A 14,006-nucleotide genomic window follows, 5' to 3' on the forward strand; every position below is an offset into this window, starting at 1 on the left:
TCTCGCTACTCCGTCTTGATCGCCGTCAGCATGTTCAGCCGCGCGGCGCTCCGCGCCGGCCACATGGCGGCCAGCACGCCGACCACTCCGGCCAGCAGCAGGAAGAGGCCGATCCGCTCCCACGGCACCACCAGGGCGTAGCCGGGGATGTCCGTCTTGATCGTCTCGCCCACGGCCCAGGCCAGGAACGAGCCGAGGAGCACGCCGATCACCGCGCCGAAGAGCGAGATCACCACCGCCTCCAGGCGGATCATGCGCTTGACCTTGCGGCGGTCGAGGCCGATCGCCCGCAGCATGCCGATCTCCTGCTGGCGCTCGAAGACCGACATCGCCAGCGTGTTGACGACGCCGAGGACCGCGATGATCAGGGCCATCGCCAGGAGGCCGTACATGATGTTCAGCAGTGTGTTGATCATGCCGCCGAATATGTTGCGGATGTCCTGCTGGTCCATGACGCTGATCGCCGGGTTGTCGCCCAGCGCGTCCACCAGCGCCTGCTCGCTCGCCGAGCTCGCGCCGCCGTCCATCGTGACCCAGACCTCGGCGATGTACGGCTTGGGCTCGAAGGGGGCGACGAGGTCGGTCGAGACCAGCACCTGCTCGAGGAACTCGTTCGTCTCGTAGACCGCGCCGACCGTCAGCTTCTTGGTCTCGGACTTGCCGCCCTTCTCGGCGAAGTCGCCGAGCTTGACCGGCACCGAGTCCCCGGCCTTCCAGCCCTTCTTCTTCGCCAGCTTCTCCTCGACCGCGATCTGGCCCTTGCCGAGCGTCGCCATCGAGCCGGAGACCGCCTTGAGGGTGAAGACCCGCTCCGCGTCGCCGGGGGTCACGGCCGAGACCGGCAGCCCCACGTCCCCGACCTCCAGCCAGGACCTCTGCTGCGGGGAGACCGCGTCGACGCCCTTCGCCTTCTGGAGCGCGGTCAGCGCCGAGGCGTCGAGCCCGCCGCCGCTGGCCATCGTGACCATGTAGTCGGCCTTGACGTTGTCCGTCGTCATCTTGTCCACGGCCGCGCCCAGCGTGACGCCGAGCATGGTGAGCCCGGTGACCAGGGTGAGGCCGATCGCCAGCGCGGAGGCGGTCGCGCCGGTGCGGCGCGGGTTGCGGACCGCGTTCTGGCCGGCCAGCTTGCCGGCGACGCCGAAGACGCGGTGCAGCAGCGGACGGGCCAGCGCGATGACCGGGCGGGACAGCAGCGGGATCAGGACGATGATGCCGATCAGCGCGAAGAAGGCGCCGATCCCGATGATGGTCCGGCCCGTCTTCTCGCCCATCGACGCGCCGGCGACGATCGCGACCGCGCCGGCCAGCGTGATCACGCCGCCGATGGTGTTGCGGACGATCAGCGACTTGGTGGTCGCCACCGCGTGCACGCTGCTCATCGCCGCCACCGGCGGGATCTTCGCGGCCCGGCGGGCCGGCAGCCACGCGGCGAACACGGTGATCAGCACGCCGACGACGAAGGCGAGGATGACGGCGGTGGGCGAGATGATCAGCTCTCCGGCCGGGACCTTCGCGCCGAACGAGGTCATCGCGGCCCGCAGGCCCGTCGCCAGCCCCAGGCCCAGCGCGAAGCCGACCACGGACGCGACCGCGCCGACGACCGCCGCCTCGAGGATCACCGAGCGCTTGACCTGCCGGCGCGAGGCGCCGACGGCGCGCATCAGCGCCAGCTCCCTGGTGCGCTGGGCGACCAGCATGGTGAAGGTGTTGGCGATCAGGAAGACGCCGACGAACAGGGCGATGGCCGCGAAGACCAGCAGAACCGTGTTGAGGCTGGTCAGGCCCTCCTCGATTTCCCTGGCCTGGTCGTCGGCGAGCTGCTTGCCGGTCTGCGCGGTGGCGTCCTTGGGCAGCAGCGGCTCGACCGCGTCCAGGATCTTCTGCTCGGAGGCGCCGGGCGCCGCGGCGATCGTGACGTCCTTGAAGTAGCCGGGCTGCAGGTACTGCTTCTGCGCCACGGCGGTGTCGAACAGCACCAGGCTGCCGCCCGCGTTGACCGCGCCGTCCTCGGTGGTGAAGACGCCGGAGAGGGCGAACTCCTTCACCGGCCCGTTGGTCGCGACGCGCACGGTGTCGCCGACCTCGTACCCGCCCTTGTCCGCGGAGTCCTTGTCCAGAGCGATCTGGGAGTCCTGCACCGGGCCCGAGCCGTCGGTGAAGGTGTACGCGGGGTCCTTGCCGTCCTTGCCGGGGGAGAAGTTCGCGCCGGTGTTGGTCCAGCCGTTGCCGATCAGCTTGCCGTCCTTGTCGGCGACGCCGGCGAAGCCGGAGACCCGCCCGGTGGCGGAGGCGACGCCGTCCAGGCCCCGGATCTTGTCCAGGGTCTTGGCGTCGACGCCGGCGTCCTTGCCGTCTCGCTGGTCGGCGTAGGTGGTGACGGCGACCGCGACGTCGTCGTAGCTCTTGGCCGACTGCTTGCGGTAGGCGTTGCCGAGGGTGTCGGTGAAGACCAGGGTGCCGGAGACGAAGGCCACGCCGAGCATCACGGCGAGCACGGTCATCAGCAGCCTGGCTTTGTGCGCGAGCACATTGCGCAGGGCGGTACGGAACATGTCTGTGTCAGTCCTGTGTGAGAGCCGGAGGAAGAGGGCTGCGGTCGGTCAGCTGGTCCGGCCCTTGGCGTCGAACTCCTTCATGCGGTCGAGGACGCCGTCGGCGGTGGGGCTGAGCATCTCGTCGACGATCCGGCCGTCCGCCAGGAAGATCACCCGGTCCGCGTAGGAGGCGGCCACCGGGTCGTGTGTGACCATCACCACGGTCTGCCCCAGCTCGCGCACGGAGTTGCGCAGGAAGCCCAGCACCTCGGCGCCCGAGCGCGAGTCCAGGTTTCCGGTCGGCTCGTCGCCGAAGATGATGTCCGGCTGGGAGGCGAGGGCACGGGCGACGGCGACGCGCTGCTGCTGGCCGCCGGAGAGCTCGGTGGGGCGGTGGCTGAGCCGGTCCTTGAGGCCCACCATGTCGATGACCTTCTGCATCCACTGCTGGTCCGGCTTACGGCCCGCGATGTCCATCGGCAGCGTGATGTTCTCCTTCGCGCTCAGCGTCGGAAGGAGGTTGAACGCCTGGAAGATGAAGCCGATCTTGTCGCGGCGCAGCTGCGTCAGCTGCTTGTCCTTGAGCGAGCCGAGCTCGGTCTCGCCGATGCGCACGGAGCCGGAGCTGAAGGTGTCGAGGCCGGCCACACAGTGCATCAGCGTGGACTTGCCGGAGCCCGAGGGGCCCATGATCGCGGTGAACTCCGCCTGCCGGAAGTCGACGGTGACCCGGTCCAGCGCGACCACCTGGGTCTCGCCCTGGCCGTACACCTTGGACAGTTCCGTTGCGCGGGCTGCCACGGCGGTGGCGCGGTGAGCGAGGGGCGTGGTGGTCACGGGGGGTACTCCTGTCGCGGTATCTGCGGGGACCACTCCATCGTGTCCGCCGGACGGCCGCAGATCGTCAGTCCCGGTGCCCGTTGTCGGCGCCCTCTTGGGTCGGACCAGAAGGCACGTTCCTCCTCCTTTGGTATGACGGCGCCCCTGAGACCGGCCCCGCCGCGGAACGCGGACGGGCGGCGCGGAGGGAGCGGCGCGAGGGCGTCGACTTTCCGTCAATCCCATGGGCGCAGGGTGATGGTCAGGGGGCGTGCGCGGGCGGTACGAAACCGCTCTTACCTGCACTGACGCACCCTCAGACGTCAATAAAATAAGACAACATCGGGCCAAGGCGCCGCTGTACGGGGGATCTACCCGGATAGGCTCAGGTGCCGACGCAGGGCCGCGCGCCACGCCCGGATGGTGGAATGCAGACACGGCGAGCTTAAACCTCGCTGGCCTTCGGGCCGTGCCGGTTCAAGTCCGGCTCCGGGCACACTGTGCGCCCTGCTGGAGCCGGCACCCGGGCTCCGGCAGGCCGAGCTCGAAACCGGCGCCAGGCCGGTGTCCGCCCGAGACCGACGGGCGAGAGGCCCACGAGGCCCCGCCCGGATCCGGGGGGAGACGGTCCCCCCGTCCACGGGAATGGTCCCGCGGAACCGACGGTTCCGCCGCCCGCGGTCGGGTCACGATCCTGGAAAGATCCTCCCCGAGCACTAGGGTGTTCTCTTTGCTCCCGCATTACTCTTGACGCAAGGCCGCGCAGGGTGGCCATGGAGGAGTGAGATGAGGAGCAGCAACCCGGTCTTCTCGCGACGGGGGTTCAGCCGCGACAACGGCTACGCGGGATTCAACGCGCAGCAGCCGCAGGCCGGGGGCCCCGCCGTAGGAACCAACCCCTACGCACAGGGCGCGGGCAACCCGTACGCCACCAACCCCTACGCCCCGGCCGACACCCAGCTGGGCGGTCCGCAGGCGCCGGCCCGCGGCAATGTGATGACGATCGACGACGTCGTGGCGCGCACCGCCATGACGCTCGGCACGGTCTTCGTCACCGCCGCGCTCGCGTGGTTCCTGCTGCCCGTCGACGAGGCGAACCTCGGCAAGTCGTACGGCATCGCGATCGGCGCCGGCCTGGTGGCCTTCGTCTTCGCGATCATCCAGTCCTTCAAGCGCAAGGCGTCGCCCGCGCTGATCCTGGCGTACGCCGCGTTCGAGGGCGTCTTCCTCGGCGTCATCTCCAGCGCGGTCTCCACGTACGTCTCGGCCGGCGCCGTCCCGCAGGCCGTGCTCGGCACCATGTCGGTCTTCGCCGGCGTGCTGATCGCGTACAAGATGCGCTGGATCCGCGTCACCCGCCGCTTCTACGGCTTCGTGATGGCCGCGGCCATGGGCTTCGTCCTGCTGATGATGGTGAACCTGCTGTTCTCCGTCTTCGGCGGCGGCGACGGCCTCGGCTTCCGCAGCGGCGGTCTGGGCATTCTGTTCGGCGTCATCGGCATCATCCTCGGCGCGTGCTTCCTGGCCCTGGACTTCAAGCAGGTCGAGGACGGCATCGCGTACGGCGCTCCGCGCGAGGAGTCGTGGCTGGCGGCCTTCGGCCTCACCATGACGCTGGTGTGGATCTACATGGAGTTCCTGCGCCTGATCTCGATCTTGCAGGGGAACGACTGACGACTCTGGCGTCTCGGCTGACGGCCGGCTGCAAGTCGGCCGCCAGCCGCTCTCTATGAGTCACCAGGTCATGCGAAGGGCCCGCAGGCGCTGTCTGCGGGCCCTTCGGCATGGTGGTGCACGTCCTAAAGCAGTTTGCGAGCTGCGCGCCTCAGGTCGTACTCGTGAATGATCGCTTTGGCGTGTCCGTATGCGAGATTGTGTTCGCTCCGGAGCCAGCTGACCTTTTCCTCGAAGCGGAAAAGGGATGGGCCGTCATCGACCGTGCGAAGCCAGTCGGAGATTTCACGACCGGTGCAATGGGGGATTCGGGAGAGCAGATTTCGATGGGTCTCTTCGGAGAAGACTTGGGACATCGGCGCCTCCGGACGCGTTGCGCGTGTGCTCCTACCCGCCACCGTGCCTGAGCGTTCGCGTATTGGCAACAGTCAGGTGGCGGCGCGTAGGGTCGCGGCGTGCTGGATACGACTGATCTGACCGCCGAAGTGGACCGACTCGCCGACCGTCTGCGGTCCGCCCCGCAGAGCCGTCTGCAGCGTGGAGCGGCCGCCGCGGGCCTTGCTCTGGCCAGGGAGTTGGCGGTGCGGGCGCAGCGGGTCGAGAGCCCCGGGAGCGAGCCGCGGATCATGCCGGACGCGGGGGTGTTCGCAGTCGCGGACCAGCTGGCGGTCGCCGGCCATGATTTGGCCGAGGCACTGCGAACGGCCCCGACCGCTTCCGGGACGGAAGTGGCGGAGGCCGTGATCCTGGTACGGGATGCGGCGGGGCGGGCCGGGGTGTAGGGCGGGCCCGCGGGCCGGGTTCTGTGGGGCGGGGCGCTCCGGGCTCGGGCTCCAGGTATCGGCGCTGGGCTTGCGGCTCCGGGCTTTTGCGGGCGTACCGGCGGCCTGGGGAGCGTTGGAAGCGCTAGTGGGACGCGATCACGCGGTCCGCGAGGATGTAGACGCTCTCCTCGCCGCACGCGAAGGTCAGGGCGTACGCCCCCGAGACGCCGGAGCCGCCCAGCAGGACCGGAGTGTCGCCGACCCGAAGGGCCTCGGCGAGCCGCTCGGCGGTCTCCCGGTGGCCCGGGGTCATACAGAGCGTCGTGCCGTCGGCGAAGACGTACACGTCGAGCGTGCCGAGGGGGCCGGGGCGTACGTCGGCGAGCTCGGTACGCGTCTCGGCGAGCTCCTCGAGACGGGCCACGGTGCGCTCGTGGTCGGTGACCACGGGGGTCTGGACGGGGACGAAGTCCGGGTGCGAGGGGTGCCGGCGGCGGGCGGCGGCCAGCTCGGGGGAGTCCTCGGCGAACTCGGTCACCTCGGGAAGGTCGGCCAGGTCGTCCAGGGCCTCGGCGGCCTCCAGGTCCATGGCCTCCAGACCGACGAGATCGGCCTGGCGCGGAACGTAGAACGGGAGCTCCTCGCCCGGAGCGGCGAGACCGCCGAGCAGGGAGGGGGCGTCCGCCGCGTCACGGCTCTCCTGGGCGGCCCAGAAGGCGCGCGCCTCGGCCAGCTCCCGCTCCCGCTCCTCGGCGAGCGCCTCGGCGACCGCGGCGCGTATCTCGGCGGCGGGGCTGGTGCGGCTCTGGGCCGGAACGGTGGGGGTGCGGCCGGTGCTGTGGGCGACGGCGAGCTCGGCGCGCAGGGCGCCGACCTGCTTGCGCAGTCCGTGTACGGCATGCAGGGCGGCAGCACCCACGGCCGTCGCGGCGGCCGTGGTGAGCAGCAGGGCAAGAGACATGGCGCTCACTGACGTACTCCCGGTTTCATCGATCCCCCGACTTCCTACATCAGCTTGGCGTGAGCCCGCTCCTCCTGTCAGTGCATTACGTCACGAATTGGACAGGTCTTTGGGCTTGGGGTTTAGCGTAGGTTCGGCTCTGACCTGGGGAAATGGCTCTCCCCCAGGAGATAGGTCACATCCTGGGGGAGATTCGGTCACGGCCGGGACGCGAGAGGCCCCTGGGGACGTCCGCGGAAGGGCCGGCGGAGCGCCGGCTCAGCCGCTGAGGCTGAGCTGCGCCACGGCTTAGCTCAGCCGCTCGGTCTGTCTGGTCGCGCTGAGCTGCGCCACCGCTTCCGGCAGGTCCCGCCCTCGTGCCTCGGGCGGCCCCTACCGTCCGCTACGGCTTAGCTCAGCCGCTCGATGACCATGGCCATGCCCTGGCCGCCGCCCACGCACATCGTCTCCAGGCCGAACTGCTTGTCGTGGAACTGGAGGCCGTTGATCAGCGTGCCGGTGATGCGGGCGCCGGTCATGCCGAAGGGGTGGCCGACGGCGATGGCGCCGCCGTTGACGTTCAGCTTGTCGAGGTCGACGCCCAGGTCGCGGTACGACGGGATGACCTGCGCGGCGAAGGCTTCGTTGATCTCGACCAGGTCGATGTCGCCGATGCCCAGCCCGGCGCGGGACAGAGCCTGCTTGGACGCCTCGACGGGGCCGTAGCCCATGATCTCCGGGGAGAGGCCGGAGACGCCGGTGGAGACGATCCGGGCGAGCGGCGTCAGACCGAGCTGGCGGGCCTTGGTGTCGGACATGATCACGAGGGCCGCGGCGCCGTCGTTGAGCGGGCAGCAGTTGCCGGCGGTGACCAGGCCGTCGGGGCGGAAGACGGGCTTGAGGCCCTGCACGCCCTCCAGGGTGACGCCGGCGCGGGGGCCGTCGTCCTTGGAGACCACGGTGCCGTCGGGGAGCGTCACAGGGGTGATCTCGCGCTCCCAGAAGCCGTTCTTGATGGCTTCCTCGGCGAGGTTCTGGGACCGGACGCCGAACTCGTCCATGTCCGCGCGGGTGACGCCCTTGAGGCGGGCCAGGTTCTCGGCGGTCTGGCCCATCGAGATGTACGCGTCGGGGATGAGGCCGTCCTCGCGCGGGTCGTGCCAGGACGCGCCCTCGGACTGCGCGACGGCGGCGGTACGGGCCTCGGCGTCGGCGAAGAGGGGGTTGTGGGTGTCGGGGAGGCCGTCGCTCGATCCCTTGACGGAGCGGGAGACCGTCTCGACGCCGGCGGAGATGAAGACGTCGCCCTCGCCGGCCTTGATGGCGTGGAGCGCCATGCGGGAGGTCTGCAGCGAGGAGGAGCAGTAACGGGTGATCGTGCAGCCGGGGAGGTGGTCCATCCCCATCTGCACGGCGACGATGCGGCCGAGGTTGTGGCCCTGCTCGCCGCCGGGCAGACCGCAGCCGAGCATCAGGTCGTCGATGTCCCTCGGGTCCAGCTCGGGGACCTTGGCGAGCGCGGCCTGAATGATCGTCGCGGTCAGGTCGTCGGGGCGCAGCTCCTTCAGGGAGCCCTTGAAGGCCCGGCCGATGGGGGAGCGGGCGGCAGAGACGATCACGGCTTCGGGCATCACAGCTCCATGAAGGGGAGATGGTCAGGACTGTCTGGGAAGTTACCCGGCCGTATCGCTTTGGTCACCGGGCGGGCTGTGTGATGCGGGACTCTTTTCTAAGCGCTCGCTCAGGGGGCGCGGGTTCGATCTCCCCCACCCCGCCCCTTCCCGAAACCCTGACGGGACGGGGCGGCTGAGCCTGCGGCTCGACGGTCTGTGGCGTGGGGCTTCGCCCCGCCGATCCCAGTGTCGCCCCGGCGCGGCGCGTGACGAGCCTGCGGCTCGGCGTACCGCAGGCGCGCGTGGTGCCTGCGGCGGACGGCCGCCGCCGCCACGCTGCTTCCGCAGAAGCGTCGTGGGCTGCGCCGGCGGCCCCCGCGGCCGGGACGCATCCGCGATGCGGGCGTTCTCGCAGCGCTCCACCACCGGACGGTGGCTGCCCTGGGAGCTCCGAGCGGCGCACCCGCAGCGCCGCCGCCGGCCGCTGAGGCGGTAGACGGCTCCTTGGCCAGTCGGCGCCGTCCGCGGACCCTCGCGGCCGCAGAGCCGCAGAGCCGCAGACTCCCGCCCCGTCCTACGTCCGCCGCGCCTCGCGCGTCGGCGTCTCCGGAGAGGTGGGCTCCGGGTGGGGTGGGGGTGGGAGGCGACGGCGGCGGCGGTGCTTCAGGAGGGCCCAGGGGGCGCGGGCGCCCGTGACCTCCGTGCCCGCCTCCGAGGCCGCCGTCGCCGCCGCGCGGGCCACCGGGAGCATGTCCTCGTGGCGGTCCGCGTCCAGGCGGTCCGATTCAGGCCAGAGGCCCAGCACCGCGCAGAGCGTCGGGAGCACCGCCATCGCCGCCGTCGCGTAGCCCTCCGCCGACGGGTGGTAGTTGTCCGCGCCGAACATCTCCCGCGGGTTCGCCGCGAACTCCGGGCCCAGCATGTCGCCCAGCGAGACCGTGCGGCCCCCCTGCTCCACCACCACGATCGTCTGCGCCGCCGCCAGCTGCCGCGACACCCGCCGCGCCAGCCAGCGCAGCGGCTGGTACACCGGCTCGATCGTGCCCAGATCCGGGCAGGTGCCGACGACCACCTCCGCTCCCGCCGTACGGAGCCTGCGCACCGCGGAGGAGAGATACCGGACGGACTGCGTGGGCGGCATCCGATGCGTGACGTCGTTCGCGCCGATCATGATCACGCAGACGTCCGGAGTCCGGGTCCGGTCCGCCAGCAGCAGCGTGACCTGGCGTTCCAGGTCGTCCGACATCGCACCCGGAAGGGCGATGTTGCGCACCTCCACCGGCCGCTCCGCCACCGCCGCCAGCCCGGACGCGAGCAGCGCCCCCGGCGTCTGCCCGGCCCTGCGCACCCCCTGGCCCGCGGCCGTCGAGTCCCCGAGCACGGCCAGATAGAGCGGATCCGTGCGTCCGAAGGCCAGCCCGTACAGCCCGTCGCCGCGCGGCGGGACCGGGGCCGTGCCGCCGCCCACCGTGCGCTTGGCCAGCTGGACCTCCGCCAGCACGACCCCTACGGCCGCCGCTCCGAGCAGGCCGATGCCTCCGCCGCCGTACGCGGCGCCCGCCGCGATGCGCCGTGCCACCCTCGCCCTCGACAACACAGTCCGGGCCACCTCCTTCGGTCATCAGCTAACTGCCCCGTAGCGACCGTCACCCAATCCCGCGTTCCTCCGCATACGCTGGCAGCACCATTACGGAGACCCCGGAGAACATTGTGCGCATCCACGACTCGATGATCAGTCTCGTCGGCAATACCCCGCTGGTGAAGCTGAACAGCGTGACCGCTGGCATTCAGGCGACCGTCCTGGCCAAGGTCGAGTACTTCAACCCCGGCGGGTCCGTCAAGGACCGCATCGCCCTGCGCATGATCGAGGCGGCCGAGCAGAGCGGCGCGCTCCAGCCCGGCGGCACGATCGTCGAGCCGACCAGCGGCAACACCGGCGTCGGGCTCGCCATCGTGGCCCAGCAGAAGGGCTACAAGTGCATCTTCGTCTGCCCTGACAAGGTGTCCACGGACAAGATCAACGTGCTGCGCGCGTACGGCGCCGAGGTCGTCGTCTGCCCCACGGCGGTCGACCCCGAGCACCCCGACTCGTACTACAACGTCTCGGACCGCCTGGTGCGCGAGACGCCGGGTGCCTGGAAGCCCGACCAGTACTCCAACGCGAACAACCCCCGGTCGCACTACGAGACCACCGGTCCCGAGCTGTGGGACCAGACCGACGGGCGCATCACCCACTTCGTCGCCGGCGTCGGCACCGGCGGCACCATCTCCGGCACCGGCCGCTACCTCAAGGAGGTCAGCGAGGGCCGGGTCAAGATCGTCGGCGCGGACCCCGAGGGCTCCGTCTACTCGGGCGGCTCCGGGCGGCCGTACCTGGTCGAGGGCGTCGGCGAGGACTTCTGGCCGACGGCCTACGACGCGACCGTCACCGACGAGATCGTCGCCGTGTCCGACAAGGACTCCTTCCAGATGACCCGCCGCCTCGCCAAGGAGGAGGGCCTGCTCGTCGGCGGCTCCTGCGGCATGGCGGTCGTGGCGGCGCTGCGCGTGGCCGAGGGCCTGGGCCCGGACGACGTCGTCGTCGTGCTGCTCCCGGACAGCGGCCGCGGCTACCTCTCGAAGATCTTCAACGACGAGTGGATGGCGGACTACGGCTTCCTGGAGGGCGAGGGCCCGTCCGCGAACGTCGGCGACGTGCTGCGCCACAAGGAGGGCGGCGGCATCCCCAGCCTGGTGCACATGCACCCGGAGGAGACCGTCGGCGAGGCCATCGAGGTGCTGCGGGAGTACGGCGTCTCGCAGATGCCGATCGTCAAGCCGGGCGCCGGCCACCCGGACGTGATGGCCGCCGAGGTCATCGGCTCGGTCGTCGAGCGGGAGCTGCTGGACGCGCTGTACGCGCAGCGCGCCTCGCTGCACGACCCGCTGGAGAAGCACATGTCCGCGCCGCTGCCGCAGGTCGGCTCCGGCGAGCCGGTCGCCGACCTGATGAAGGTGCTCGGCGACGCGGACGCGGCGATCGTGCTGGTCGAGGGCAAGCCGACGGGCGTGGTCAGCCGTCAGGACCTGCTGTCGTTCCTCGCCAACGGCGGCAAGTAGCCCTGCTGCGCGGACGTTTCGCGAAATAGGTACGAGCGCGTCATGTCAGCGCAGCACCCGCTTAACACGCGTCCGGCACAGTGGAGTCGTCGGGGGGAGAACGAGCCCCCGGCGCCCAGTGCGGCGTCTAGGACCTCCGGAGCGGCTCCCGGACCTCTCAAGACGCCCTGGACGCGGAGACCGGCCCTGACCCGGGACCGTGTCCCTCGCGGGGACCGCCGTCGTCCCGCCCCCCGGCAACGGGGGTGCGGCGGTCCCCGCCTCAACACTTCCGTCCGAGTCTCTCAGGCTCTCGCGGCCGACCAACTGGCCAGCAGAGACAGGCGCTCCGCCGTCTCCGAGCCCGGCTGGGGCGTGTAGACCACCAGCAGCTGGTCCGGGTCGCCCGGCGGGCTCAGCGTCTCGTAAGGCAGCGTCAGCTCGCCGACGAGCGGGTGGGCGACGCGTTTGACCCCGTACGTCTTGTCCCTGACCTGGTGGTCCGCCCACAGCCGGCGGAAGTGCTCGCTCTTCATCGACAACTCGCCCACCAGCGAGGCGAGCCGGCCGTCGTCCGGGTGGCGGCCCGCGTCCAGGCGGAGGAAGGCGACCGTCTCCGCGGCCACCGCCGACCACTCGGGGTAGAGGTCCGCGGCCGCCGGGTCCAGGAAGACCTGGCGCAGGACGTTGCGCTCCTTCGGCGCCATTTGCGTGTAGCCGACGAGCGCGTCGCCCAGGGCGTTCCAGGCCAGCACGTCCAGGCGGCGGCCGAAGATGTAGGCCGGGGCGTTCTCGACGGTGTCGAGCAGCAACTGGAGCCCGGGGCGCACCTGTTGGCGCTCCGGCGCGGGCGTGCGCCGCTTCGGGCGGGCCACGTCGTGCAGATGCTCGCGCTCGGTCTCGTCCAGCCGCAGCACCCGCGCGACCGCGTCCAGCACCGAGTCCGACACGCTCGTCCCGCGCCCCTGCTCCAGCCGGATGTAGTAGTCGACGCTCACCCCGGCGAGCTGCGCGACCTCCTCGCGGCGCAGACCGGGCACCCGGCGCCGGCCGTGCGAGGGCAGGCCCACGTCGTCGGGCTGAATGCGGGCCCGCCGCGAGCGCAGGAAGTCTCCGAGATCGCCGTCCATGGGTTCGAGCCTAGGACAGTGCGCGCGCTTGAGCCTGGTACTGGCAGACCCAGGAAAACCGCAGCCCTGGGTGGGGGAGGCGAGCACGCGCAGGGTTGTCCCCGTCGGACCACGAGCCCAGGCCCCGGGCCCGGGCCGCCAGGCCGGGCCCCGCACGAGGCCCGGACCACGAGATGGGGAGTCAGCCATGACGTACAACGCCCTCGCAGGCCGTACCGCCGTCGTCACCGGCGCCGCCAGCGGCATCGGCGAGGCCACCGCCCTCCTGCTCGCCGCGAGCGGCGCCCGGGTCGCGCTGCTGGCCCGGCGGGCCGAGCGGCTTCAGGAACTGGCCGGGAAGATCGCCGCGGACGGCGGCCAGGCGCTCGCCGTCGTCGCCGACGTGACGGACGAGGAGTCCGTCGCCGCGGCCGCGGCGCGGGTGCACGAGGCGTACGGACCCGTCGACCTGGTCGTCAACAACGCCGGAGTGATGCTCGCGAACGCCGTCTCCGACGGCCGCCTCGACGAGTGGCAGCGCATGATCGACACGAATGTGACGGGCGCGATGCGGATCGTCCGCGCGTTCGTGCCCGATCTGCTGGCCGCGGCCGGGCAGGGCCGCACGGCCGACCTGGTCAACGTCTCCTCGATCGGCGCGCACCAGACCTTCCCGAACTACGCCGTGTACGGAGCGACCAAGGCGGCCCTGACCTATCTCTCGCAGTCCCTGCGCGGCGAGCTGGGCCCGCACGACGTACGCGTCGTCAACGTCGAGCCGGGCTTCACCGACACCGAGCTGCGCGGTCACATCGACAACACGGAGCTCAGCGAGGAGCTGGAGGGCTGGTTCGGCGCGATCGGCTCGCTGGCGTCGGAGGACGTCGCCGACGTGATCGGGTACGCGGTCAGCCGCGCCCGGCATGTGAACCTGCGCCAGGCGATCGTGCTGCCGACCCGCCAGTCCTAGCGCGGACGCGGCCCAGGCTGCGGTGCGGCTGGGCCGCGCAGGCTCTTGTCGGCCCCCGCTGGCCCTGGCTGGTCGCTAGTCCTCAGTCCTCCCAGTCGGACTTCTGCTCGCGCCGGGCGCGCACGAAGGGCCAGCCGTGCGCCGCGTGGACCGTGTTCACGCCGAGGATGCCGGCCCACGCGACGATCAGGCCCGGCAGCTCGGCGTTGGCCACGGCGACCGCCGACAGCGGGATGGCGAGGATCAGCGTGATGATCGCGAACCCGAAGCGCTCGCCGAAGTTGCTCTCGGCGGACGGCGCCGAGCGGGCACCGCGCGCGACGACCATCTGCTGCTCGGCGACCTGGCGGCGGACCCGGCGGTCGACAGTGGAGTCGAGGCGCTGCTCGACCTTCTCCAGGAACGATTCGACGAGCGCGGAATCGTACTCCTCGCCCAGCTCGCGGCGGGCGTGAAGGGTGGCGTCGAGCTCTTTCTTGAGCTCAGGGTCGCGGGCATCCAT

12 protein-coding genes and 1 tRNA gene are annotated in these 14,006 nt (G+C 71.1%); 5 read left to right on the plus strand and 8 right to left on the minus strand.

The genetic code is table 11. The annotated features are described in order from the left end of the window. Nucleotides 1-5: 5 nt before the first annotated feature. Nucleotides 6-2,555: an ABC transporter permease gene (locus tag AB0M39_RS22825; protein ID WP_365367160.1), complete on the minus strand. Its 2,550-nt coding sequence runs from the start codon at nucleotides 2,553-2,555 to the stop codon at nucleotides 6-8. 48 nt (nucleotides 2,556-2,603) lie between these two features. Further along, nucleotides 2,604-3,374: an ABC transporter ATP-binding protein gene (locus AB0M39_RS22830; protein ID WP_365367162.1), complete on the minus strand. Its 771-nt coding sequence runs from the start codon at nucleotides 3,372-3,374 to the stop codon at nucleotides 2,604-2,606. Between the two features lie 396 nt (nucleotides 3,375-3,770). Between AB0M39_RS22830 and AB0M39_RS22835 the strand changes: the two genes are divergently transcribed. Both AB0M39_RS22835 and AB0M39_RS22840 read left to right on the plus strand, forming a co-directional pair. Beyond that, nucleotides 3,771-3,852: transfer RNA gene (locus AB0M39_RS22835), tRNA-Leu, on the plus strand. Between the two features lie 290 nt (nucleotides 3,853-4,142). Further along, a complete protein-coding gene (locus AB0M39_RS22840; RefSeq protein ID WP_365367164.1) occupies nucleotides 4,143-5,030 on the plus strand; it encodes a Bax inhibitor-1/YccA family protein in 888 nt (295 codons plus the stop codon). 125 nt (nucleotides 5,031-5,155) lie between these two features. Here AB0M39_RS22840 and AB0M39_RS22845 read toward each other — a convergent pair whose 3' ends face one another. Beyond that, on the minus strand, nucleotides 5,156-5,386 hold the full coding sequence (locus AB0M39_RS22845) for a DUF4287 domain-containing protein (RefSeq protein ID WP_365367166.1): 231 nt from the start codon (nucleotides 5,384-5,386) through the stop codon (nucleotides 5,156-5,158). A 99-nt stretch (nucleotides 5,387-5,485) separates the two neighbouring features. Here AB0M39_RS22845 and AB0M39_RS22850 point away from each other — a divergent pair, with 99 nt between their 5' ends. Next, a complete protein-coding gene (locus AB0M39_RS22850; protein ID WP_365367168.1) occupies nucleotides 5,486-5,812 on the plus strand; it encodes a hypothetical protein in 327 nt (108 codons plus the stop codon). Nucleotides 5,813-5,936: 124 nt separating this feature from the next. Here the strand turns inward: AB0M39_RS22850 and AB0M39_RS22855 are convergent, their stop codons facing one another. The 3 genes from AB0M39_RS22855 to AB0M39_RS22865 all read right to left on the minus strand — a co-directional run bounded on the left by AB0M39_RS22855 (nucleotide 5,937) and on the right by AB0M39_RS22865 (nucleotide 9,926). Continuing rightward, a complete protein-coding gene (locus AB0M39_RS22855; protein ID WP_365367230.1) occupies nucleotides 5,937-6,755 on the minus strand; it encodes a hypothetical protein in 819 nt (272 codons plus the stop codon). Between the two features lie 389 nt (nucleotides 6,756-7,144). Beyond that, complete coding sequence (locus AB0M39_RS22860) at nucleotides 7,145-8,365, minus strand: acetyl-CoA C-acetyltransferase (protein WP_365367170.1); 1,221 nt, start codon at nucleotides 8,363-8,365, stop codon at nucleotides 7,145-7,147. Nucleotides 8,366-8,921: 556 nt separating this feature from the next. Further along, a complete protein-coding gene (locus AB0M39_RS22865; RefSeq protein ID WP_365367172.1) occupies nucleotides 8,922-9,926 on the minus strand; it encodes an SGNH/GDSL hydrolase family protein in 1,005 nt (334 codons plus the stop codon). A gap of 131 nt (nucleotides 9,927-10,057) precedes the next feature. On the opposite strand from AB0M39_RS22865, the gene AB0M39_RS22870 reads away from it, so the two are divergent. Continuing rightward, on the plus strand, nucleotides 10,058-11,446 hold the full coding sequence (locus AB0M39_RS22870; protein WP_365367174.1) for a cystathionine beta-synthase: 1,389 nt from the start codon (nucleotides 10,058-10,060) through the stop codon (nucleotides 11,444-11,446). Nucleotides 11,447-11,730: 284 nt separating this feature from the next. On the opposite strand, the gene AB0M39_RS22875 is transcribed toward AB0M39_RS22870, so the two are convergent. After that, nucleotides 11,731-12,555: a helix-turn-helix transcriptional regulator gene (locus AB0M39_RS22875; protein WP_365367176.1), complete on the minus strand. Its 825-nt coding sequence runs from the start codon at nucleotides 12,553-12,555 to the stop codon at nucleotides 11,731-11,733. Between the two features lie 187 nt (nucleotides 12,556-12,742). Between AB0M39_RS22875 and AB0M39_RS22880 the strand changes: the two genes are divergently transcribed. Next, nucleotides 12,743-13,504, plus strand: coding sequence for an SDR family oxidoreductase (locus tag AB0M39_RS22880; RefSeq protein ID WP_365367178.1), 762 nt, complete (start codon nucleotides 12,743-12,745; stop codon nucleotides 13,502-13,504). Between the two features lie 82 nt (nucleotides 13,505-13,586). Here the strand turns inward: AB0M39_RS22880 and AB0M39_RS22885 are convergent, their stop codons facing one another. After that, complete coding sequence (locus AB0M39_RS22885; RefSeq protein ID WP_365367180.1) at nucleotides 13,587-14,006, minus strand: hypothetical protein; 420 nt, start codon at nucleotides 14,004-14,006, stop codon at nucleotides 13,587-13,589.

The organism is Streptomyces sp. NPDC051907 (genome assembly GCF_040681075.1).
Lineage (GTDB): Bacteria > Actinomycetota > Actinomycetes > Streptomycetales > Streptomycetaceae > Streptomyces.

What these genes read in the sequence shown, in the direction of transcription:
- AB0M39_RS22840 (WP_365367164.1), top strand. Translation starts at nt 4,143, where the DNA reads ATGAGGAGCAGCAACCCGGTCTTCTCGCGACGGGGGTTCAGCCGCGAC.
- AB0M39_RS22885 (WP_365367180.1), bottom strand. Translation starts at nt 14,006, where the DNA reads ATGGATGCCCGCGACCCTGAGCTCAAGAAAGAGCTCGACGCCACCCTT.
- AB0M39_RS22845 (WP_365367166.1), bottom strand. Translation starts at nt 5,386, where the DNA reads ATGTCCCAAGTCTTCTCCGAAGAGACCCATCGAAATCTGCTCTCCCGA.
- AB0M39_RS22860 (WP_365367170.1), bottom strand. Translation starts at nt 8,365, where the DNA reads ATGCCCGAAGCCGTGATCGTCTCTGCCGCCCGCTCCCCCATCGGCCGG.
- AB0M39_RS22875 (WP_365367176.1), bottom strand. Translation starts at nt 12,555, where the DNA reads ATGGACGGCGATCTCGGAGACTTCCTGCGCTCGCGGCGGGCCCGCATT.
- AB0M39_RS22855 (WP_365367230.1), bottom strand. Translation starts at nt 6,755, where the DNA reads ATGTCTCTTGCCCTGCTGCTCACCACGGCCGCCGCGACGGCCGTGGGT.
- AB0M39_RS22880 (WP_365367178.1), top strand. Translation starts at nt 12,743, where the DNA reads ATGACGTACAACGCCCTCGCAGGCCGTACCGCCGTCGTCACCGGCGCC.
- AB0M39_RS22825 (WP_365367160.1), bottom strand. Translation starts at nt 2,555, where the DNA reads ATGTTCCGTACCGCCCTGCGCAATGTGCTCGCGCACAAAGCCAGGCTG.